The sequence below is a fragment of the Bacillus sp. F19 genome, from assembly GCA_023823795.1.
In the GTDB taxonomy this organism is placed as follows: domain Bacteria; phylum Bacillota; class Bacilli; order Bacillales; family Bacillaceae; genus Bacillus_P.
Genome location: CP085710.1, coordinates 4,175,119 through 4,196,627, shown reverse-complemented (window position 1 = coordinate 4,196,627; position 21,509 = coordinate 4,175,119). Strand labels below are relative to the sequence as shown.

Genomic DNA, 21,509 nt, shown 5'->3' with positions numbered 1-21,509 from the left:
CTAATTAACTTCTAAAATGAAAAAGGTATCAATATTAGATAAATTGCAAACAAAAATCCGTAAATATAACACGGGAGGAATAGCATGAAAAATCCGGAAGAAGAACTGAAAAACCAGGACGGACAAGATGAGAAGAAAGCCAAAAAACTAAAGAAAAAAGAACTAAAAAAACAACAAAAACAAGATGGGAAGAAAGCTGAAAAACTAAAAAATGAAGAACTGAACAAGCAACAAAAAAAGGAGCAGAAAAAAGCTGAAAAACTAAAAAATGAAGAACTAAACAAGCAACAAAAAAAGGAGAAGGAAAAAGCTGAAAAGCTCAAGGAAGAAGAATTAAAACAACGAAAACGAGATGAAAAAAGCAATGAACCAAATAAAAAGGCTGCCGCAGAAAATAAAACTTTAGAAGAACAAGTACTCCTGCAACTGGCAGCTGATGCTGAAATAAAAGCTAAAGAGATGTTAAAAAGCCAGGAACAGGCTGCCGCAGAAAATAAAGCTTTGGAAGAACAGGCACTCCTGCAACTGGCTGCTGATGCTGCAATAAAAGCTGAAGAGATGTTAAAAAGCCAGGAAAAGGCTGCTGGAGCTGACGAAAAACCCCAAGATGAGTTGGAAATTCAGGAAACGATTATTCAGGAAAACAATCAAAATACTAGTGGTGCTGATGAAAAATAGCCCTCAATTTACTCAGTCTGCTTCCTTAATCAATTTTTTTGTCTAACGAGAAGGTAGAAGTTCAGTCTAAACCATATAATTTTTGTAAAGAAGCTCCCAAAACGTTAAGTGCAGGAAAAGATTTGCCGGCAGGAAGGTATAAAGCAGTGGAAGCAATTTTTTCGTCTATGATTCAAGCGGAATGGCAGCGGTCAACACGATCCTTGGGAATGATTCATTCTCAGTGCCGGAATATGTGTTTTTCTGCGATGACGGCAATATCATTGAAACGATGGCACCGGTTAAGTTAATACCTTTAGAATAAAAATACGCACTTTCACTTGAAGGTGCGCTTTTTTTCTATTTATTCTTCATCTTCACGTACAGTATCATCCACAATCGCAAAAAGCTGGCGGTCAAATAAATCGTCGCTGCATAACAAATGTTCATCTGGTGTCTGTACGATCTCTTTTAATTCTCCTTCATCGCCTTTAGCATTTATGATCTCGAAAATCTGATTCAGACCCTCTGAAGTTTGATCAGCTTCTTGACTTTTAATTGGTTCTCTCTCTTTCAAGACACTCAGCCTCCTTTTATACGTAGCATTTGCTCAAAAAGAAGAAATTACCCATCTGGACAATTGCATTTCTCTGCAAATACAGATATGGTTTTGAAAGGAAGAATATTTTAAAGCGCTAAAGGATGGGAATAGATTGAATAAACTTAGCCGAAAACCGGCATTTATATATACATTTGCGTGTACAGAAGAGGAGCTTTTATTGTGTCACTTGGAGATGCGTTCATTTTTTGGCTTTCAGCCCGATGGATTCAGTTTGAAAAGTGATGTTGACATTGATCCAAGCAGAAGTCCTTTTATGAAAGAGAGATTGGAAGTCATCTATGAAGGAAACGAGCTTTCTGAGATTGTAAAGCAGGTTGAGCAGATTGATATTGGAACGGATACGTTTAAGATTATTTTTCTGAAAATCAATGATCTTGAAGATTATGAACAAATTAGTTATCAAGAGCGCAGAAACATTGAGCGGCAGGTTGGCTGGCCCTTTAAAGCAGAGGCAGATGTCCGGAATCCAGATCAGACGTTTGGCATTACAACTCATGAAGGGCGCTGGTATTTCGGAAAGTACCGCAGGAGCGAACCGGTCTGGCTGCATCATTTAAAAAAGCCGCGTGAATATTCAACTGCACTAAGTACAAGGGTTGCAAGGGCAGTTGCCAATATTGCTGTTCCAAATCCTTTTGGTGTAAAAGCGATCGATCCGTGCTGCGGAATTGGAACCGTTCTTGTAGAAGCATTATCCATGGGCATAGATATTATCGGACGCGATATCAATCCGCTTGTAACAGATGGATCGAGAGAAAACATCGCACATTTCGGCTATGAATGCGACGTCAGGACAGCACCGATTTCAGAAGTCACAGGCAAGTATGATGTCGCCATTATTGATATGCCCTATAACCTTTATACCCACGCCACACCTGAGGAGCAGATGTCTATCTTAAAACATGCCCGCCGAATTTCGAATAAAACGGTGATTGTGACAAGTGAAACGATGGATCACATGGTTGAAGAAGCAGGGTTTCATATTGCAGACCGCTGTACAGTGAGGAAGCAGATGTTTTCAAGGCAGATACTAGTTTGTGAATAAAGAATGGCAGACCTGAGGATACTAACCCTTTGAACCATACATAGGAGGTATTAGCTATGAGTGACCAAATGGAGAGCTCCTTTGAGAACAAATGGATGCCGATGACATCTGTTGCTAGCGGACTGGAATTCGATGTCCTGCCAGGGGTCTACTGCTACACCAATCAAATTGTAAATGTAGTTTTTTTAAGAAGCGGCAATGACTGGTATTTGATTGATGCGGGCATGCCGCACTCTGCAGACACGATTAAATCGGCTTTTGAAGCGCATGCTGGCGTAGAAGTTGCACCAAAAGCAATATTGCTGACACACGGGCACTTTGATCATGTGGGGGGCATCATTGAACTCATTGAACAGTGGCAGGTTCCAGTCTATGCTCATGAACTCGAACTGCCTTACCTGACCGGTCAAAAAGATTATCCGGAACCGGATGGAAGCGTTGAAGGCGGCTTGATCGCCAAGATGTCACCGCTTTTTCCGAATGATGCCATCAATCTAACTGATCATGTTCAGGCATTTGGAGAAAATGGACAAATTCCAGGATTAACAGAATGGAAATGGATCCATACGCCTGGTCACACACCTGGCCATGTTTCCTTCTATCGCGAAGAAGACCGGACTTTGATCGCAGGAGATGCGTTTGTAACTGTAAGACAGGATTCACTCTATAAGGTGTTTACTCAAAAGCAGGAAATTTCAGGTCCTCCAAGGTACTTCACAACAGACTGGCAAGCTGCCTGGAACTCAGTGAAAACCTTGGAAGCACTTAAGCCATCAACTGCTATTACAGGCCATGGACTGCCAATGTCAGGCGAAGTCTTGAGAAAAGGACTGGCCGAATTAAGCAGGGATTTCGAAAAGCTTGCGGTGCCTGAACATGGGAAATATCTTCAATAGGAAACAGCCGGAAAAGATTACTCCGGCTGTTTTTTTATGCTGCAATTTTTTAGCCGGCAGCGATCCTTATAGTATAGATTATCCGCTAATTCTGCAGCTCGGGAGGGATATTTCCATAGATTGTAGAAGTAACCGAGAAATAATTTTAATGAAATCAAAGAAAAAATCTTAAAACTCCCAAAATAAATCACTTTAAAGGTTTTAATTAAACAGCAAGCTGATAACTAAAAGGTCAGTGAACATGTTGCTTAAGCAACTTTTTTTGTTGTTCCGTTCACTTTGCAGTTTAGCATTCCTGTAGATCGTTAAATATCAGGTTTGAAAAAAATAGAGCCCCTCAGTAAGATACGAGTATAGAGTCCAATCTAACTCAGAGTCTTAAGGAGGAAGCCCTACTATGAATTTTAAAATGCAAGACAAACAAAATCAACTAATAGAAAGAATTTCCGATACACATCTTATTGTTGGTGTGGATATCGCTCAACAACTACACGTTGACACGGATACTGAGGAATGCTACATCGTAAGCTTCAGCCATTTGTGCAGCGGAGGCATCTTCCATTTCTTCTACAGACGAACCATACTTAGTATAAAACCATTTAATGCGATCCACTTCATTATTCCAAACATCCGCAGATCCTATTGTACCTTCTACAATTTTGCCCTTTGTGTATGTATCTTTGACCGCATTAGCTGCTGCAAGTAAACCCTTATCACCATAAAATCCGAATTACTCTATCTTCAAGAATTTGAAAGCATGGAGCATTTCAAACAAGAACTAGAAGAATATATCCATTACTACAATCATCAACGAATCAAGGTAAAATTAAAAGGCATGAGCCCGGTTGATTACCGGATTCATGCCCTCAAGGCTACCTAAGTAAATAAAGTGTCTAACTTTTTGGGTTCACTTCGTTGATGGTCCTTTTCTTTGGGTGATCAGAGCCACTTAAAAAAGATGATTTCAATCCGTTAATTCTCCTCCGACTCACTAACCTTCTCAATCTTCTCTACAAACATCTGATAAACTCTGCGCTTCTCTTCCAGCTCTTTTATATAAAGCTTCAGCTCATTGAATTTTTCTTCGAATGGTTTTTGATAGGTTGTTTTGATATTGTTGATAATTTCATCGTTTATAGTAGATTGAATGACTTGCTTTGTAATGCCAAATTTATAGGAATATAACTGAAGTTCGCTTTTGACTTTGTCATATTCAGTGTCTATTTCATTCTTTTGCTTCAGCATGTCCTCTTTCCATTGATGCAGAGAATCTTTCACATATGATTCCATCTTTCCCCTCCTAAGCAGCTTATTCGCCTATGTATCTCAATACACTATTTATAATCTATGACTATTTTTTGGGGGTAATCCGGGGATTATCGTCCTTCTTCCCTGCTTTCGCAATAGGATTATAGGCTAAATGGAATAGGTTCTGCTTATCCCTATTGATCTATTGTTCTAGTGAAATTTTTCCGATTATAGGAAAAAAGGTCAATTCTATCTAATTCGGATTGTGCTATCTTTAAATATGTAGAAAAAAACAGAAAATTCTACATGTTCTTACAAATAGGAGGGGTAGTATTGACAAAGTGGAGCAAGAAATTCGGAACATCACTTCTGGCAACAAGTTTGGCCGCAAGCTTATTCGCGCCAGCTGCATTTGCGAAAGAACCTGTACCAACAGACGTTCAAACAGCATTGTCTGCACCAATTGATCTGAACATTATCAATGAAGACCGCCTGGCAAATGCATTAAAAAAACAAGGACTCATTCCGCAAAAAGCAAGTGACAAGGAAGTCGCTGCAGCCGTGAAAAAATATATTGAGGAAAAGCAAGGCGAAAAACCGACAGTAAATCTCCATGAAGATGATCAAGAGGCAAAAGTGGACATGGATATGAAATCAAAGGATTTCTTAACAAAGCAGAAAGAACAGCTGACAAAGGAATTAAGTAAAGGTCATGAAAAGCTGGATAAAAGCAAAAAAGACGACTTTGTAAATGTAAAGCCGGCAAAGCAGTCTGAATACAATGGGACTGTAAGAGAAGACAAAGTCCTAATTTTGCTTGTCGAGTTTGAAGATTTCAAACATAACAATATTGTCAAAGAAGATGGCTACATGTATTCGAATGATTTCAGCAAAGAACATTATGAAAAAATGCTTTTCGGAGACAAGCCGTTTCAGCTTTTAGACGGTAAAAAAGTACCTACATTCAAGCAATATTATGAAGAGCAATCAGGCGGAAGCTATACAGTTGACGGCACAGTCTCTGAATGGCTGACTGTTGCGGGCAAAGCCGCTGATTATGGAGATGACAATGCGGCTGGAGGCCATGACAACCTGGCACCGCTTGGACCTCGCGACCTTGTAAAAGATACACTGGATGCGGCAGCTGCATCTGGAATGGACCTCGCTGAATATGACAAGTTCGATTTATATGATTTAGATGGAGACAGCAATCAAAATGAGCCGGACGGACTTGTTGACCATCTTATGATTGTACATGCAGGAACTGGACAAGAAGCCGGCGGCGGTAAATTGGGCAATAATGCAATCTGGTCTCACCGCTGGACATTGGACGGGGTATACAAAGTTGAAGGTACAAAAGCAGAAGTACCTTATTGGGGTGGACAAATGGCTGCATTTGACTACACGATCCAGCCAGAAGATGGTGCAGTCGGTGTATTCGCACATGAATTCGGTCACGATTTAGGTCTTCCTGACGAATATGACACGCAGTACAGCGGTAACGGCGAGCCTGTTGCTTCATGGTCAATCATGAGCGGAGGAAGCTGGAATGGACAAACGGCAGGGACAGAACCGACAAGCTTCTCCCCGCAAAACAAAGAATACTTCCAGACAGTTATGGGCGGAAACTGGGCGAACATCCAGGAAATTGACTACAAAGATGTGACAGCTGAAGGAACAGCAACTTTCCTCGACCAAAGTGTCACAAAATCAAACAATCCAGGAATCGTTAAAGTAAACCTTCCTGAGAAACAAGTGAAAAGTACAATTCAGCCTGAATTTGGGGAAAAATACTATCACAGTACAAAGGGCGATAACGTTCACACTGTGATGGAAACACCTGAATTTGATTTAACAGGAAAAACAAGCGCTACATTCACTTACAAAACAAACTATAACATTGAATACGGCTGCGCATGCGACTCATTAACCGTAAAAGCAGAGACAGCAGATGGCACCAAAGTTCTTGAAATCTTAGGCGGCGATGTAACAGATGGCGACGCTACTAAAGGAACAACAAAAGGAAAATGGATTGACAAATCCTATGACCTTAGTGAATTTGCCGGCAAAAAAGTAAAGTTAGTATTTGATTACTTAACAGACGGCGGCCTTGCACCTGAAGGGTTTGCTTTAGACAACGCAGTCCTTACAGCTGATGGCGAGCAAGTTTTCAGCGACGATGCAGAAGGAACGTCTAAATTTACATTAGATGGCTTCAAAGCATTCGACGGAACATACCTTGCAAAGCACCATTACTACCTTGAGTGGAGAAACTACTCAGGATCTGACAATGCATTAGCGTTCTCCCGCGGACCTAAATACAATACTGGCATGGTTGTCTGGTATGCAGATGACAGCTACACAGACAACTGGGTTGGCAAGCATCCTGGTGAAGGATTCCTTGGAGTCGTTGACTCTCATCCGCAGCCATTATACGGATTGCTAGACGGAAAACTGACAACAACACAATCAACACGCTACCAAATCGCAGACGCAGCATTCTCATATGACAAATCTGCATCATGGTACGTAAACAGCCCAACACGCGGCGAATACAGCTACAACGGTTTAAAGGGAGTTACATTCTTCGATGACTCAAGATCATACATGAATGAAGTCATTCCAGACGCAGGACGCAAAGTTCCAAACTACGGCTTGAAATTCCAGGTTGTAGGCGAAGCGAAGGATAACTCTGCTGGAGCGGTTTGGATTCGGAAATAAGAGGAAAAAGGCAGCTTGCTTTTAAGCTGCTTTTTTTTCTTTTTTTACGGAATGATGTCTAACTTCCGACGTTTTTTACCAAACGGATTGTTTATAAAAATACAAATCAGGCATCCCCGGTTTGTATTATACTTTAAGGAAATAGAACTAGCAGAAACTTTTGAAAAGTTCCCGGGAGGCTCCATGTTTTATTCTCTGAGAAATCGCTTGTTCATCATTTTTACCATTCTCCTGACCGTTCCATTTCTTGTTTTATCGTTTCTAATTCCGGCATGGTTTACATCCGTTATTGAAGATCAGACAAAAGATTCAACAGTCGAAATGATGGAGCAATACTCCATCTATATTAACTCCGTCACCTCACAGGCAGAGGATTTGGGAAAGCAGGTGCTGGTCAATCAGGCAACTCAGGACTGGCTGCATGCAGAAAGTGATCCGGCTGTCCGGTGAAGCAAGAGGAGTAGCAAAAAGTATATGTAGTGAACGGCGGAGATTTCTTGAACGGAGCGAAGGAAAACCTCACAAGCAGAGTCATGTCCTTGATAAAAAAGGCAATATCCTGTAGCGTTTTGGAAGTAGAAGGCGAATTGAAGATTCCGCATGATATAGCGGTAGATCAGAGTGGAACTTGTATGTCGCAGAGCTTGAGAATAAGAGGCTGCAGGAATTTAAACTGAAATAAAGGTGCCGGTTTGACACCTTTTTTTGTTATTAAGCTGCTGTTTCTGAATCAGTCTGATAATCCCTGCCTGTTCTCTCAACCTTATTCCAATTCTGATTGAAGAAATAGGCAATGCTGCCGTACATAATGAATATCATCGTGGCGAGTCGGTAGATCAGTACGTCAAAAAGAATCGCCGCCAGCAATTTCGGAATTTCTCTCTTTTTAAAAGAAATGCCATAATGTCTGCTCATTCGAACAGCAGCTAGATCATATATCAAACCGAATATCACAATGTAAATGGAAAAAAACAAAAAGTAGTCCAAATAGGAAGATGGGGGATGAATCATTCCGTTTACAACAATTAATCCAGTCATTACATAAGCTGCAATCGTTCCCGCCAGGAAGGATTCGATCAAATAAAAGAAAGAAACAGGTTTCTTAAACAGGGTTTTTCCCAGAAATCCCCTGAAATGAATGACGCAATCGATAAAGGCTTTTTGCCAGCGGATCCGCTGCTTAAATAAATCCTTCCAATTTTCCGGAAGCTCCGTATAGCAGACCGCTTCAGGTATGAAGATAATTTTCTTCTTTTTATGATTGGAAATATGTCTATGGATACGCAAGGTAATATCAATATCCTCTCCTATCGTCGTTCTAAATCCTCCGACTTCGATCAGCACTTGCTTTTTAAATATGCCAAAAGCACCTGAAATGATCGCTAAAGCATGGAAGCGGGCAAGCGACATTTTGGTAATATAAAAGGCTTTAAGAAAGTCGAGCGCTTGCACGCTGACAAGGAGATTTGCACGAAGCAGAGATAAAGATTTCAACGGTTCAGCAGTTTTCGTCTGAAGCACATGAACCATTCCCCCTGCAGCAACAACGTTCTCATCCTCAAAAGCATCATTCACCACAGGAAGCGCCTTATCTGTCAAAATCGTGTCTGCATCAAGAGTAATCACCAGCTCTTTTTGTGCAAACTCAATTCCGGCGTTTAAAGAGTCTGCCTTCCCCCCATTCACTTTATCAATTACATAAATATTCGGGTAAAGCTCAGATTGATAGAATCCCAGAATCTTTTGGTGGGCTATTTTTCTAAGCGGCTGCTTAGAGCTTGGCTTCAGCTGCAGGAATTTGTTCATCAGAAGCATAGTGTCATCAGTAGACCCATCATTAATGTAAATGACATCATACGCTGAGTAGGACAGAGATTTCATACTAAAAATAGAAGTGGCGATAATTCCCTGTTCATTGTAGCAGGGAATTAAAATGCTGATGCCCTTATCCTCTTTTGCAGGAGACTTTAACTTCTCAGTCTGCCTTTTGAAACAAGGCAAACTATGAATCAGATGTATCACTGGAAATATGATACATAAAGAAAAGAGCAATAAACTGTAAATATCCAAAAAAACACTCCTTCGGTTAAAAAAGACAATATATCATATATTTTCTTGGAAAATGTATTTTTATGAGGGTAATTGTAAGAAGGGTAATAAATTTAAGTGATTTATCGATAGGAAACTTTAGTATAAACCTCCGCAGATAGGTGTGATTATTGCCTTCCAATAAGAGACATCCCTCTAAAAGCATGTAGATGTATAAAGAAAGCTTAATACTTTGATCCGTTCATAACGTTCGTTTTTGTGCAATAAACTCTTCTATAGATTCGTAACCTTTAGTCACTCGGAAGTGCATTTTTAGAATATAAACAGTACGTTGCATTTGAGATAACACGTTAGGAGTCCATCGGGATCGTAATTGTGTTTACATTTCTGAATCGGTTGAACAATCTTTTAAAAAATGGTCTAAATAATTTTATGATGCTAAAATACTAGAAATCATTTAGGATTTCGTTTTTTTTGAAAAAACAGGCATTTAGACATTCATGTAATTCGTTTTATTCAGAAACGATTCTATTAGCGCCTTAATTATTGCATTGCTTGTAATTTAAGTCAGGTATTTTTCAGAGCTATTAAAATAAAACAATAAGTTTGAGAGAATAACAGCAAACTAATGCACTAGGTTATTTATTTACAGATATTGCACTCACAGAGATAAAAGATGAAATTGAGCTTTTGTGAAATCAATTCCATATGTAACTAGGTATCCACAAATTTATTAATTCGGTTTTTACCCTAGTTAAGGTCGAAAGGGGGATGAGAATTAGAGAAAGAATACGAAGGAGATACATGGCTGATGAACTATAATGCTTATTTTTATATTTTTTTAGAAAATTAAGAAAATAGATATATTTATCCATTTATTAGTAGAGCGCATGCTGTTTATAATGAAGGAGAAATTCCACTTAATAAACTCATTGGAAAAAGAAAGTGTTTCATCCTTCATCAAAAGATATACCACAAATGGAATCAATAAATCCTTCTCCCCATCATGATTATACAAATACTACTAGAAAAACATTACCTAAAGAATAAACCACACTTCAAATCACAAAGATTTACTTCTACTATCACGAATGATAAGTCCTAATCATCCTATCTTAATAAAGCCAATGGAAAAAGTATGTATTGAAAAATGAATATGTTAGGGGTGTATACCTTAATGAGAAGAACTGGGGACTTAAAACTAATACAAGAGATAAACCGTTCTATTATCTTAGATATAATTCGAAAACAAGCCCCTATTTCTAGAAGCGAAATTGCGAAACGGATTAATATTAGTCCTACTACAGTTACTTCAGCTGTTAATGAACTGATGAATGAAGGTTACGTTCGTGAAGATGGGATTGGTGTATCAAATGGGGGCAGGAAACCGGTGTTGCTGCGCTTTGATCCAAATAGTCATTTTATAATTGGAGTCTCCATTACTAATTCTTTTATAAAGATTGCGGAAATGAATTTAGAGGCTGAAATACGCCGAAAGGAAATCTATTCAACCAATCTTCTTTTCGGACAATCGGTCATTGATCATGTATTGGAACTGATCAGGCAGTTTCTTGAAAAAATAGAATATATGAATAGATGTGTCGGTATTACTATTATTACTCCAGGGATTGTCGATGCAAAGAAAGGGATAATTTCTTATAATACAAAATTGGATCTGCGTGATGTTCCTTTAAAACAATTAGTTGAGCAGCAATTTGGTTTACGGACTTATTTGGATAATGATACGAATGCTTTCGTTTTAGCAGAGAAACATTTTGGGCCTTATGGTCAGTTTAAAGATTTGCTTTATATTACAGTTGGTGACGGCCTAGGATCAGGACTTATGATTAACGGCTCAATTTACCGGGGACATAAAGGCAGTTCTGGAGAATTGGGTCATACGACGGTTGACCGGGGGAGCGGAGTGAGATGTGAGTGTGGAAATGTAGGCTGCCTTGAGAGCTATGTACGCTGGCCGGCTATCTATTCGAAGATCTTATCCGCGATTATGACAAGGGGACAGCAAACGAAGATCCAAGAACTCGTACCGGAAGATATTAGCCAAATTACTCCAGCTATTTTTATCAAAGCTTTAAATATGGGGGACGAGCTATGTCTGAAAATTTTAGATGAAGTCGTATCGTATTTAGCTGCAGGAATCATTAATTATATCCATTTATTTAATCCGGAAGTCATTATTCTTGGCGGTGAGATTGTTCAAGGGAATCCAATCTTTTTAGAGGCGATCCATCAGCATGTTTCAAGGCATGTCATTCCGGTTTTAAGAGAAGACATAACGATTCGTCCAACGACTCTTGGTACGGAATTTGAAATGTTGGGTGCCGCTGCTGTTCTTTTACAAGAAAAATTTCAATCGCCTGTAATCTAGTGCACATTAAAAAATCTGAATATTGGAAATTGGGGTGAGGTTTATATGTTGAAGGGAATTAACCAATGGTGTTACCCAGAGGGGACGCCATTAGAGAAGGTTTTTGAATATAGTTCCAATGCTGGATTTGATGCGGTGGAGCTGAATGTTTATGAGAAAAATGGGATTGGCTTAACATTAGATACAACCGCTCGGGAAGCAGAAATAATTGTAAAGCAGGCAGAAAAGCATGGTCTAAAACTTCCTAGCTTATCGACAGCTCTCCAGTGGAAAGCACCTCTTTCATCATCGGATGAAAGGGTTCGGGAGCACGGAAGGAACATTGTAAAGAAGCAATTAGAGCTAGCCAGTGTAATGGGAATCGATACGATTTTAGTTGTTCCAGGACTCGTGAATGCAGAAACATCCTATGGAGCTTGTTATGAGCTTAGTCAAAATGAGCTTCGGAACCTGTCAGCTGTTGCAGAAACGAAGGAGGTACATATTGGTGTTGAAAATGTTTGGAACCACTTTTTAATGTCACCGCTTGAGATGGCCCGTTACATCGATGAGATTGATTCAGACTATGTAGGTGCCTATTTTGATGTCGGGAACGTCCTGCAATTCGGATATCCTGAACAATGGATCCGAATACTCAAGGACCGTATACGTAAAGTCCACGTCAAAGATTTTTCAACGAAAGTGGGGAATATTACAGGATTTGTACCGCTTTTATCTGGAGATGTGAATTGGACGTCGGTAATGGAAGCACTTCGCGAGATTGGCTATCACGACGTGATTACAGCCGAATTAACGCCTTATCATATTTCACCAAATGAATTAGCAAACGATACGGCGCGGCATATGGATGTGATTTTAGCAAGCGGAACAGCGGCACAAAGAGTATAGGGGGAGAAAAAGATGGCAAACGTAAAAGTTGGATTTATTGGAGTTGGCGGAATTGCTTCCGTCCACTTGAAAAATATCAGCAGCATTGAACATGCAACAATCACTGCAGTCTGTGATATTTCTGCCGAACGGGTTAAGCAAGCAGGAGATCAATATAGAGCAAATGGCTACACCAATGTAGATGAGATGCTTGATAACGAATCACTTGATGCTCTTTTTGTTTGCGTACCGCCTTTTGCACACGGAGATATTGAAGAAAAAGCTGCTGCACGTGGTATTCATATGATGGTTGAAAAACCACTGGGACTTGATTTGGAAATTGTTACAGCAAAAGCCAAAGTAATCGAGGAAGCAGGAATTATTTGTGCAACCGGTTATTGCTTACGCTATTTGGATACAGTCTCAAAGGCAAAAGATTATTTACGGGGTAAAGAAATTGCAATGGTTCGAGGGCATTATATTACATCATTTGTTCAAACCCCTTGGTATCGCCTGATGAGTAAGTCAGGGGGGCAATTAGTGGAACAATCTACACACACACTTGATTTAATCCGTTATTTAGCGGGTGATGTGAACACTGTTTATGCAAATATGGCATTGCAGCTGATGGGAGATATTCCAGATATCGATATACCGGATGTAACATCTGTTAGCATGACGTTAGAGTCAGGTGCGATCGGACATCTTGCCAGTTCCTTTACACAAGCAGATCATTATACCGGCATTGAACTATTAGGGCGTGACTTTAGAGTAGTGCTGGATAATTCAACATTACACATCATTGATAAAGACAAAACGATTTCATATAAATCAAGCCATGATTTTTATGGAGAGCAGGATCGTGCTTTTATTGATGCGGTGCGCCTAAACAATCAAGAGTTAGTGTTGGCCCCATACGGAGAAGGGCTGAAAACGTTAGCTGTCACTTTGGCTGCAAATGCATCCAGTATAACAGGCAAGGCCATTCATTTATCAGAATTTATGTCAGCTTCTTCCGTGTGTTAACAATAAAATGAGAAATGAGGTGTAATAATGAGGAGAGTGGCTGTGGTTGGTACAGGTACAATGGGAACTTTGCATTTGGAAGCTTGGAAAAATGCAGGCAGTTGCGAAGTAGTTGCCGTTATCGGACGGACTGAACAAAACATCATTCAGCTTGCTGAACAATTTAACGTAAAAGGTTTCCAGGATTTACAAGCAGCGCTTGAACAGCTTCTTATTGATATTGTTGACGTTTGTGTTCCAACGCACCTTCATGAGGAAGTCATTAAGATTGCGGCGCAAGCTGGAAAAGCGGTCATCTGTGAAAAGCCATTAGCGGCTGATACGAAAACGGCAAGAAGAATTGTGGATCTATGTGAAAAATACGATGTACCTCTATTCGTAGGACATGTCCTGCGATTCTCTCCTGAATACAAAGCAGCAAGACAACAAGTCATAAATGGAGCAATTGGAAAGCCTGGTGTTATGAGATTATCAAGGGGCTGTCCCTATCCAAAAGGCCGTGATGAATGGTATCGGGATGAATCCAAGAGCGGTGGCGTTCTATTAGATTTAGGTATTCATGATTTTGATTGGCTCCATTGGACATTCGGTGAGGTTGAACGTGTAATGGCGAAAAAGGTCAAACGAGAAGACCTTGAATATGCTCTTGTCACATTACGTTTTGCATCAGGCGCAATTGCCCATGTAACGTTATCCTGGGGCATTACTAAATTTTCAGCTTCCTTAGAGCTGGCTGGAAGTGAAGGAATGATTACGTATAAAAGTTCTGATCATGACCCTGTTGAAGTAGAACTTTTTCACGAGATTGATAGAAAGCAAGAAAGAGTTACGGTTCCGAGCTATCTTGTTGAACGAACACCTCTGGAAAATCAGCTTCAGCATTTCGCAGATTGTCTTGAAAATAAGAGAAGTGCCGTTGTAACTGCAGCAGATGCCGTTAAAGCGATTGAAATGGTTGAAGCTGCATTAGAATCAGTGAAAATTGGCCAGCCAATCCAACTCAAGAAAGGGGGAGTGTTGAAATGAAAGTAGGTATCATCAGTTTCGCACATATGCATGCCGTGAGTTATGCCGAACATTTAACTGAACATGCAGATGTCGAACTGACAGCGATTTGGGATGAGGATATTGAAAGAGGAAGCATGATGGCTGAACGTTTTAACTGCGAGTACTATTCGAATCTCACTAGCTTCCTCCAAACAGATCTTATAGCCGTTGTCATTTGTTCAGAAAACGCGAACCATAAAAACCATGTAATTGAAGCGGCAAAGGCTAAAAAACATATTTTGTGTGAAAAACCAATTTCAACAGAAGTCAAGGATGCAAAAGAAATGATCGGCATATGCAAAGATCACGGCGTAATCCTGCAAGTGGCCTTTCCCGTTCGTTTTGTTCCTGCTGTTCAAAAGGTAAGAGAAGTGATTCGCAGTGGAGGACTGGGAGAAATTGTAGCAATTGATGCAACAAATCATGGGCAAATGCCAGGGGGATGGTTTGTTCAAAAGGATCTATCAGGCGGAGGAGCAGCTGTTGACCATATTGTTCATGTGATGGATCTTATCAGGTGGATGTTAGACGAAGAAGCGAAGAAAGCGTATGCCGAACTTGATACCCGATTTTATGATATCGATGTCGAGGATTGCGGAATTGTCACATTAGAACTAGAGTCAGGTGCGATTGTGACGATCGATCCTAGCTGGTCCCGTCCGAAAACATTCCCGACATGGGGAGATGTGACGATGGAAATTGTCGGAACGAAAGGGACAATCTCACTCGATGCCTTTAAACAGCATCTTGTGTTATTTAATGACCAACTGAAAAAGGTACAGCATATTGGATGGGGAGACGACATGGATTCTGGACTTGTAAATGACTTCATTGATTGTGTACAAGGAATGCGGACTCCATCGATTTCAGGAGAAGACGGTCTTCGTACATTAGAGGTGGTTCAAGCCGCTTACCAATCTGCAAAAGAAAAATCAGTAATCACATTAATAAGAGAATAGGGGGATGAACATGAAAAAGTCTTATTCGTTCATATTGAGCATTATATTGATATTTGGAGTGGTTTTAGCAGGCTGCAGCGGAAATGAAAAATCTTCAGGTGATGAAAAAGCAACCTTAAATGTTGCTCTCTGGGACGAAAATGTGAGTGAAGTTGTGGATAAATCAGTTGCATTATTCGAGAAAGAACATCCAAATGTAAAAGTGAACATTACCTATACGCCTTTTGCTGATTATTGGGCAAAGATAAAAACAAGTGCAGCGGGCGGCAGCGGACCAGATATTTTTTGGATGAATGGACCAAACTTTCATCAATATGCTTCAAACGGTTTGATTAAAGATCTGCAGCCTCTTATTGAAAAAGACAAGATTGATACAAGTGTCTATACACCGGCATTAGTGGACTTATATACGTATGAAGACCACTTATATGGAATGCCATACTTTTTAGACTCAGTAGGACTTTACTATAACAAAAAAATGTTTGATGATGCAGGTCTTCCGTATCCCGATGAAACATGGACCTGGGAGACAATTGAAGAAGTAGGAGAGAAATTAACGGACAAAGATAAGAAAATCTATGGATATATTGCTTCAAACCTCAGTCAGCAAGGTTACTACAACTTAATTCACCAGGCTGGCGGTTATGTTATTAACGAGGACAAAACAAAATCTGGATATAACCTGCCAGAAACAAAAGAAGCATTTGAATTCACGAAAAGGTTAATGGATAAAGGGATTTCTCCTTCCGCAAAAACGCAGGTTGAAACAAAAGGTGATCAGATTTTTGGTTCAGGTAAAGCAGCCATGGCACCGGCCATTTCTGTTATCGCTCCAACCTATTATGAGATGCTGGGAGAAGATCTTGGCATAGCGCCTCTGCCTAAAGGCAAACAAAAAGCAACAATTGTTCATGGCTTAAGCTGGTCAATGAATGACAAGACCAAACATGAAGAATTAGCTTGGGAACTATTAAAAAAGCTTTCTGGTAAAGAAGCAGGTCAATACATGGGTGAATCTGGTTTTTCCATTCCAGCTTATCAGGAGGCAGAATCCCTATGGGTAGAATCAATCCCTTCAATCAACCTTAAGGTATTTACAGATTCCTTAGAATTTGGAGTTCCTTATCCAATTTCTAAGGATACAGAAAAATGGCAAAATGTTGAGGTTAAAGAGTTTAAGGAAGCCTTATTAGGAAAAAAATCAATTGATGAAGCAGCGGAAACAGTACAAAAAGAAATGGATGAAATTCTTAAAAACGAAAAGTAAAACATAAAAACGAAAGGTAATAGAATGCTGTATTCTATTACCTTTCCTTGAAAGGAGAGTTTATGTTGAACAACTATCCTCCAGCATTAAAGATTGAAAGAAAAGAGGCAGTTGTTATCAAACAGAAAAGAAAGAAGCTAAATAAGGAAGCGATAGGCGCATATCTGTTTATCGCTCCAGTTGTCCTTGGTCTTTTTATTTTTTATATGGTACCAGCAGCTGCTTCATTTTATTTATCCTTTACAGAATGGGATGGGTTAACAGCACCAGTTTTCAATGGCTTTGAGAATATGATGAATTTAATGAAGGACGAAACGTTTATTCGTTCCATGAAAAACACGGTGATCTTTACCTTTCTCTCTGTTCCGCTCTCTATCGTCTTAGCGGTTCTTGTAGCTGTTCTGCTGAACCAAAAAATAAAAGGAATGGTTATTTACAGGACACTCTATTTCTTACCTGTTGTCACTATGCCTGTTGCCGTGGGTATGGTTTGGAAATGGCTGTATAACTCAGAATTCGGGTTAATAAATTATGTGCTGGGAATCTTTCATCTCCCGCAGCCTGAATGGCTGTTTGATGAAAAAATTGCACTAATCTCTATTATTCTAGTAAGTGTATGGATGAGCATCGGGAACAATATAGTGCTTTTACTTGCAGGGCTTCAAGGGATCGGCACCTCTTATTATGAAGCAGCCAAGCTAGATGGTGCATCAAGAATAAGTCAATTCTTTCATATAACAGTTCCTTTATTGACGCCAAGCATTTTTTTCGTCTTCGTCATGTCCATGATCAGCGCCCTGCAGATGTTTGATTTGATCTTCATCATGGTCGGCACTGAGAACTCTTTGCTTGACCCAATGAGAACAGTTGTTTATGGCGTGTGGGAATCCGGATTTAAATACTTTGAAATGGGATATGCATCAGCCAAAGCATTCATTTTGTTTATCATCATCTTAATTATTACAGTGATACAGATGCGTTTGCAAAATAAATGGGTACACTATGATTCCTAAAGGAAGGAGAGATGGGAAATGAAAATACAAAAGTGGTATATTCATATTTTGTTAATCTTCGGAGCTTTTATAATGGTGATCCCATTCTTGTGGATGTTATCAACATCACTAAAAACATTTACTGAATCGATGCAAGTACCGCCAACAATTTTTCCTAAAGAGTGGAAGTTTGATAATTATCTGGAAGTTTTTACAGCGGTTGATTATTTGAAATATTACTCAAATACAATCTTTGTTACAGTCGGCAGAACAGCTGCTCAATTATTATTATGTTCATTAGCCGCATTTGCCTTTGCACGTTTAAAGTTTCCTTTTAAAAATGTTATTTTTATCCTCCTTTTATCCGTTCTAATGGTACCTGCTCAAGTAGTCATGATTCCAAGCTTTGTGATCATGAGCAAACTAGGATGGATTAACACGTTTTATGCATTAATTGTTCCTGGAATGTTTAGTGCATTCGGTGTCTTTTTACTGCGGCAATTCTTTATGTCAATCCCAAAAGAGCTGGATGAGGCAGCGAAAATTGACGGCTGTACACTATGGGGCATTTATTGGAGAATTATCCTGCCATTATCAAAGCCGGCTCTTGTAGCGCTGGCTATCTTCACCATTCTTGCTTCTTGGAATGATTTCCTGTGGCCGTTAACGATGACGAACTCAGAGGATATGAGAGTTCTTTCAGTTGGAATTGCAACGTTCCAGGGACAACATGCAACTGATTATCCGCTGCTTATGGCTGGAGCATTAATGGCTACTGTACCGATGATTCTTTTGTTTCTTTTCCTGCAAAAATATCTGATTGAGGGAATTACGCTAAGCGGTGTCAGAAAGTAAAATGAATAGGCGGTGAGAAAAATGAAATTTGGACTAAGTTCCTATAGTTTACAAGAGGCGCTTCGATCAGGGGAAATGACCATTTTAGATGTGATACGGTGGGCTGCAGATCATGGAAGTGAACACATTGAAATTGTTCCTTTAGACTTTTCCATAAATGGCAATGAGGAGCTTATCGAGCAAATTTGCAAGACATGTGAGGACACTGGAATCGAAATTTCTAACTATGCAATTGGGGCTAACTTTGTGAAAGAGTCGGAAGAGTCATATGAAGCTGAGATTGATAGAGTATTGAAGGAAGTAGATATAGCGAATCAGCTCGGTGTCAAACTCATGCGCCACGATGTAGCATCACGCCCATTAAATGAAACATCGATTCAACATTTTGAACAAGATTTGCCTGCAATTGCTGCTGCTTGTCAACGGATTGCAGATCATGCAAAAAAATATGGGATCACAACTAGTGTTGAAAATCATGGTTATTATATCCAAGCGAGTAATAGAGTGCTGAGGATAGTGGAAGAAGTAAACAGAGCTAACTTTAAAACGACACTCGATGTGGGAAACTTCCTTTGTGTTGAAGAAAATCCTGTGTCTGCTGTAAAGAAGTCGATTTAATACGCCTCCATGATTCATATCAAAGATTTTTATTATCGTCCTGCTGTTCAAAATCCCGGGGAAGGCTGGTTTAAAACAGCTTCATCGAATTATTTGCGGGGTGCAATTGCTGGAAATGGGGATGTTGATATTCGGGAAATCATAAAGATAATCAAGGATTCTGCCTATGATGGCTTCATATCAGTAGAGTTTGAAGGGATGGAAGATTGCAAAAAAGGGGCAAGAATTTCCTTGGAAAATGTGAAACGAATTTTTTCAGACGCAAAAGAAGGGAGCATAATAAGATGAGAAAAGTAAAGGTAGGAGTAATCGGAACAGGATCAATTTCTGATGCGCATTTACAATCTTATGTACAAAATGATCGGGCAGAGCTTACCGCCGTCTGTGATTTAAATGAAGAACGGGCAAGATTAAAAGCAAAAAAGTATGGTGCTTCAAAAGTATATACGGAATACAGAGAGCTTCTTCATGACGATGAAATTGAAGCAGTCAGTATTTGCACATGGAATAATACACATGCAGAAATTGCAATTGCAGCACTTGAAAATGGGAAGCATGTACTAGTTGAAAAACCATTAAGTAAAACATTAGACGAAGCGCTAAAGGTAAAACAAGCTGCAGGAGACAGTGGAAAAGTATTGCAGGTTGGCTTCGTACGCCGCTATGACAATAACATCCATACTTTAAAGAAGTTCATCGACAATGGTGATATAGGTAACATTTATTATGCGAAGGCATCATCACTTCGCCGTCTAGGAAATCCAGGCGGCTGGTTTTCTGACAAGGACATATCTGGAGGGGGTCCTCTCCTTGACGTTGGAGTCCATATCATTGACTTATGCTGGTACCTAATGGGGAGGCCAAAAGTAAAATCGATTAGCGGAAACACGTATTCTAAGCTCGGAAATCGTTCAAACATTCAAAATCTATCTTTTTATAAAGCAGCTGATTATGATCCAACCAAAAACACAGTTGAGGATTTGGCGAATGCAATCATCCGTTTTGAAAACGGTGCCTCTTTTCTTGTAGACGTATGTTATACTCTCCATGCTCAAAAAGATGAAAGCATAATCAAACTATATGGTGATAAAGGTGGAGCAGAAATCGATCCTGAATTCAAAATCATTACGGAAAAATACAATACAATTTTGAACATCACCCCACAGGTTGACAGCGCAGGTTTCGATTTCGCTTCAGGATTTCAAAATGAAATTGATTGTTTTATCTCAAGCTGCTTAGGTGAATCATCCCCATTAAGTTCAGTGGACGATGGTGTTGAAATGATGAAAATATTAACTGCGATTTATGAATCGAGTAAAAAAGGGATGGAAATTCAGTTTGAAAAAGGAAAGGTTCAAGTTTAAAAATTGCTCAGCTGGGTTTATTATGCAGATGTAAATGAAAAAACAAAAAAAACCTTTAATTTATTCTATAAATCTAGTGAAAAGGGGCTGACCCAAAAGGACACTTAAAGTGACCTTTTTGGGGTCAGCCTTTTTTTTATTATCAAGATCTTAAAATAAGAACTGACTCAACATCTTCCCTTTATGTGGCTCAGAGGATTTCAAACCGTACAATCAATCGATTCCGTTCCAAAAAGTTGAAAGGATTAATTGATAACCTGTTTAAGGAAGTCTTCAATCTGTTAGTGGAAGAAGGGGCAGAGAATCTGGATGACTATTTCGAATAAAAATAGGTATTTGAATCAGGAACAATACCCAAGCAGTCTTCATATTTTGTTGAGAAAAGTATTTGAAGTATTAGTTGAGTCTCTCTTGTTACACAGTTGTTTTCGTTCTAATCCCTTTTATGTTAGGAAACCTGATTAAATAAAATTCGGAGGTATGAAAAATGAATTATTTCCAAAATGAACTTCAATCGTTGAATGTTGGTGATTTCCAGGCTAACGAAGCCATTCCTTGGGATCCAAACCAATACAATATGGATCAAGATCGACAAATTGGAGTTTTTTTCCGATGTTTTAGCTGCTTTAACTGCTTTAATTGCTTTAATTGTTTTCGCTGCTTTAATTGTTTTCGATGCTTTAATTGTTTTCGCTGCTCTAATTGCTTTAGATGCGGTGGAAATTGCGGCGGTCACTGCGGCGGTAATTGTGGCGGTCGTTGCGGCGGGGGACGCTGCGGCGGCTGATAATTTTCGTATAAGTGATCTTAAAGAGAAAAGCTCCTGCAGAATTGCAGGGGTTTTTCTCTTTAAAGAGACATAAGAGACAAATTACGGTACATAGGCT

The 21,509-nt window shown here is 39.5% G+C and carries 18 protein-coding genes and 3 pseudogenes; 17 read left to right on the top strand and 4 right to left on the bottom strand.

Annotated features, from left to right (window positions below; all coding sequences use genetic code 11):
- The first annotated feature begins 84 nt into the window (after positions 1-84).
- Positions 85-678: a hypothetical protein gene (locus LIT25_21650; GenBank protein USK33121.1), complete on the top strand. Its 594-nt coding sequence runs from the start codon at positions 85-87 to the stop codon at positions 676-678.
- A gap of 343 nt (positions 679-1,021) precedes the next feature.
- Here LIT25_21650 and LIT25_21645 read toward each other — a convergent pair whose 3' ends face one another.
- Positions 1,022-1,234: a hypothetical protein gene (locus LIT25_21645; GenBank protein ID USK36422.1), complete on the bottom strand. Its 213-nt coding sequence runs from the start codon at positions 1,232-1,234 to the stop codon at positions 1,022-1,024.
- Positions 1,235-1,370: 136 nt separating this feature from the next.
- Here LIT25_21645 and LIT25_21640 point away from each other — a divergent pair, with 136 nt between their 5' ends.
- Entirely contained in the window at positions 1,371-2,324 is a 954-nt protein-coding gene (locus tag LIT25_21640; protein ID USK33120.1) for an RNA methyltransferase, read from the top strand.
- Positions 2,325-2,380: 56 nt separating this feature from the next.
- Complete coding sequence (locus LIT25_21635) at positions 2,381-3,220, top strand: MBL fold metallo-hydrolase (GenBank protein ID USK33119.1); 840 nt, start codon at positions 2,381-2,383, stop codon at positions 3,218-3,220.
- Between the two features lie 496 nt (positions 3,221-3,716).
- Here LIT25_21635 and LIT25_21630 read toward each other — a convergent pair.
- Positions 3,717-3,944 (bottom strand): annotated as a pseudogene (locus tag LIT25_21630) (5'-methylthioadenosine nucleosidase).
- Between LIT25_21630 and LIT25_21625 the strand changes: the two are divergent.
- Positions 3,939-4,100 (top strand): annotated as a pseudogene (locus LIT25_21625) (IS3 family transposase). The pseudogenes LIT25_21630 and LIT25_21625 overlap by 6 nt on opposite strands.
- Positions 4,101-4,192: 92 nt before the next feature.
- Here the strand turns inward: LIT25_21625 and LIT25_21620 are convergent.
- Positions 4,193-4,510 (bottom strand): hypothetical protein, encoded by a 318-nt coding sequence (locus tag LIT25_21620; protein USK33118.1) that lies wholly within the window; start codon positions 4,508-4,510, stop codon positions 4,193-4,195.
- Between the two features lie 339 nt (positions 4,511-4,849).
- On the opposite strand from LIT25_21620, the gene LIT25_21615 reads away from it, so the two are divergent.
- A complete protein-coding gene (locus LIT25_21615) occupies positions 4,850-7,189 on the top strand; it encodes an immune inhibitor A (GenBank protein USK36366.1) in 2,340 nt (779 codons plus the stop codon).
- Between the two features lie 183 nt (positions 7,190-7,372).
- The gene (locus LIT25_21610) at positions 7,373-7,639 is read left to right on the top strand and encodes a hypothetical protein (GenBank protein ID USK33117.1); all 267 of its coding nucleotides are present in this window, start codon (positions 7,373-7,375) and stop codon (positions 7,637-7,639) included.
- Positions 7,640-7,900: 261 nt separating this feature from the next.
- On the opposite strand, the gene LIT25_21605 is transcribed toward LIT25_21610, so the two are convergent.
- On the bottom strand, positions 7,901-9,259 hold the full coding sequence (locus LIT25_21605; GenBank protein USK33116.1) for a glycosyltransferase: 1,359 nt from the start codon (positions 9,257-9,259) through the stop codon (positions 7,901-7,903).
- Positions 9,260-10,415: 1,156 nt separating this feature from the next.
- Between LIT25_21605 and LIT25_21600 the strand changes: the two genes are divergently transcribed.
- From LIT25_21600 to LIT25_21550, 11 genes and pseudogenes are all read left to right on the top strand, one after another.
- Complete coding sequence (locus LIT25_21600; GenBank protein ID USK33115.1) at positions 10,416-11,627, top strand: ROK family transcriptional regulator; 1,212 nt, start codon at positions 10,416-10,418, stop codon at positions 11,625-11,627.
- Between the two features lie 45 nt (positions 11,628-11,672).
- The gene (locus tag LIT25_21595) at positions 11,673-12,515 is read left to right on the top strand and encodes a sugar phosphate isomerase/epimerase (protein ID USK33114.1); all 843 of its coding nucleotides are present in this window, start codon (positions 11,673-11,675) and stop codon (positions 12,513-12,515) included.
- Between the two features lie 12 nt (positions 12,516-12,527).
- The gene (locus LIT25_21590) at positions 12,528-13,520 is read left to right on the top strand and encodes a Gfo/Idh/MocA family oxidoreductase (protein ID USK33113.1); all 993 of its coding nucleotides are present in this window, start codon (positions 12,528-12,530) and stop codon (positions 13,518-13,520) included.
- Between the two features lie 27 nt (positions 13,521-13,547).
- On the top strand, positions 13,548-14,546 hold the full coding sequence (locus LIT25_21585; protein USK33112.1) for a Gfo/Idh/MocA family oxidoreductase: 999 nt from the start codon (positions 13,548-13,550) through the stop codon (positions 14,544-14,546).
- Positions 14,543-15,526, top strand: coding sequence for a Gfo/Idh/MocA family oxidoreductase (locus LIT25_21580; protein USK33111.1), 984 nt, complete (start codon positions 14,543-14,545; stop codon positions 15,524-15,526). Before LIT25_21585 ends, LIT25_21580 begins: the two co-directional genes overlap by 4 nt.
- 10 nt (positions 15,527-15,536) lie before the next feature.
- Positions 15,537-16,793 (top strand): sugar ABC transporter substrate-binding protein, encoded by a 1,257-nt coding sequence (locus LIT25_21575; protein ID USK33110.1) that lies wholly within the window; start codon positions 15,537-15,539, stop codon positions 16,791-16,793.
- 62 nt (positions 16,794-16,855) lie between these two features.
- On the top strand, positions 16,856-17,806 hold the full coding sequence (locus LIT25_21570) for a sugar ABC transporter permease (GenBank protein ID USK33109.1): 951 nt from the start codon (positions 16,856-16,858) through the stop codon (positions 17,804-17,806).
- Positions 17,807-17,824: 18 nt separating this feature from the next.
- Positions 17,825-18,640 (top strand): carbohydrate ABC transporter permease, encoded by an 816-nt coding sequence (locus LIT25_21565; protein USK33108.1) that lies wholly within the window; start codon positions 17,825-17,827, stop codon positions 18,638-18,640.
- A gap of 21 nt (positions 18,641-18,661) precedes the next feature.
- Positions 18,662-19,546: pseudogene (locus LIT25_21560) on the top strand (sugar phosphate isomerase/epimerase).
- The gene (locus LIT25_21555; protein ID USK33107.1) at positions 19,543-20,622 is read left to right on the top strand and encodes a Gfo/Idh/MocA family oxidoreductase; all 1,080 of its coding nucleotides are present in this window, start codon (positions 19,543-19,545) and stop codon (positions 20,620-20,622) included. Before LIT25_21560 ends, LIT25_21555 begins: the two are co-directional and overlap by 4 nt.
- Positions 20,623-21,109: 487 nt before the next feature.
- On the top strand, positions 21,110-21,409 hold the full coding sequence (locus LIT25_21550) for a heterocycloanthracin/sonorensin family bacteriocin (protein USK33106.1): 300 nt from the start codon (positions 21,110-21,112) through the stop codon (positions 21,407-21,409).
- Positions 21,410-21,509 lie beyond the last annotated feature (100 nt).

What these genes read in the sequence shown, in the direction of transcription:
- LIT25_21650 (USK33121.1), top strand. Translation starts at nt 85, where the DNA reads ATGAAAAATCCGGAAGAAGAACTGAAAAACCAGGACGGACAAGATGAG.
- LIT25_21635 (USK33119.1), top strand. Translation starts at nt 2,381, where the DNA reads ATGAGTGACCAAATGGAGAGCTCCTTTGAGAACAAATGGATGCCGATG.
- LIT25_21620 (USK33118.1), bottom strand. Translation starts at nt 4,510, where the DNA reads ATGGAATCATATGTGAAAGATTCTCTGCATCAATGGAAAGAGGACATG.
- LIT25_21610 (USK33117.1), top strand. Translation starts at nt 7,373, where the DNA reads ATGTTTTATTCTCTGAGAAATCGCTTGTTCATCATTTTTACCATTCTC.
- LIT25_21600 (USK33115.1), top strand. Translation starts at nt 10,416, where the DNA reads ATGAGAAGAACTGGGGACTTAAAACTAATACAAGAGATAAACCGTTCT.
- LIT25_21595 (USK33114.1), top strand. Translation starts at nt 11,673, where the DNA reads ATGTTGAAGGGAATTAACCAATGGTGTTACCCAGAGGGGACGCCATTA.
- LIT25_21590 (USK33113.1), top strand. Translation starts at nt 12,528, where the DNA reads ATGGCAAACGTAAAAGTTGGATTTATTGGAGTTGGCGGAATTGCTTCC.
- LIT25_21585 (USK33112.1), top strand. Translation starts at nt 13,548, where the DNA reads ATGAGGAGAGTGGCTGTGGTTGGTACAGGTACAATGGGAACTTTGCAT.
- LIT25_21580 (USK33111.1), top strand. Translation starts at nt 14,543, where the DNA reads ATGAAAGTAGGTATCATCAGTTTCGCACATATGCATGCCGTGAGTTAT.
- LIT25_21575 (USK33110.1), top strand. Translation starts at nt 15,537, where the DNA reads ATGAAAAAGTCTTATTCGTTCATATTGAGCATTATATTGATATTTGGA.
- LIT25_21570 (USK33109.1), top strand. Translation starts at nt 16,856, where the DNA reads ATGTTGAACAACTATCCTCCAGCATTAAAGATTGAAAGAAAAGAGGCA.
- LIT25_21565 (USK33108.1), top strand. Translation starts at nt 17,825, where the DNA reads ATGAAAATACAAAAGTGGTATATTCATATTTTGTTAATCTTCGGAGCT.
- LIT25_21555 (USK33107.1), top strand. Translation starts at nt 19,543, where the DNA reads ATGAGAAAAGTAAAGGTAGGAGTAATCGGAACAGGATCAATTTCTGAT.
- LIT25_21550 (USK33106.1), top strand. Translation starts at nt 21,110, where the DNA reads ATGAATTATTTCCAAAATGAACTTCAATCGTTGAATGTTGGTGATTTC.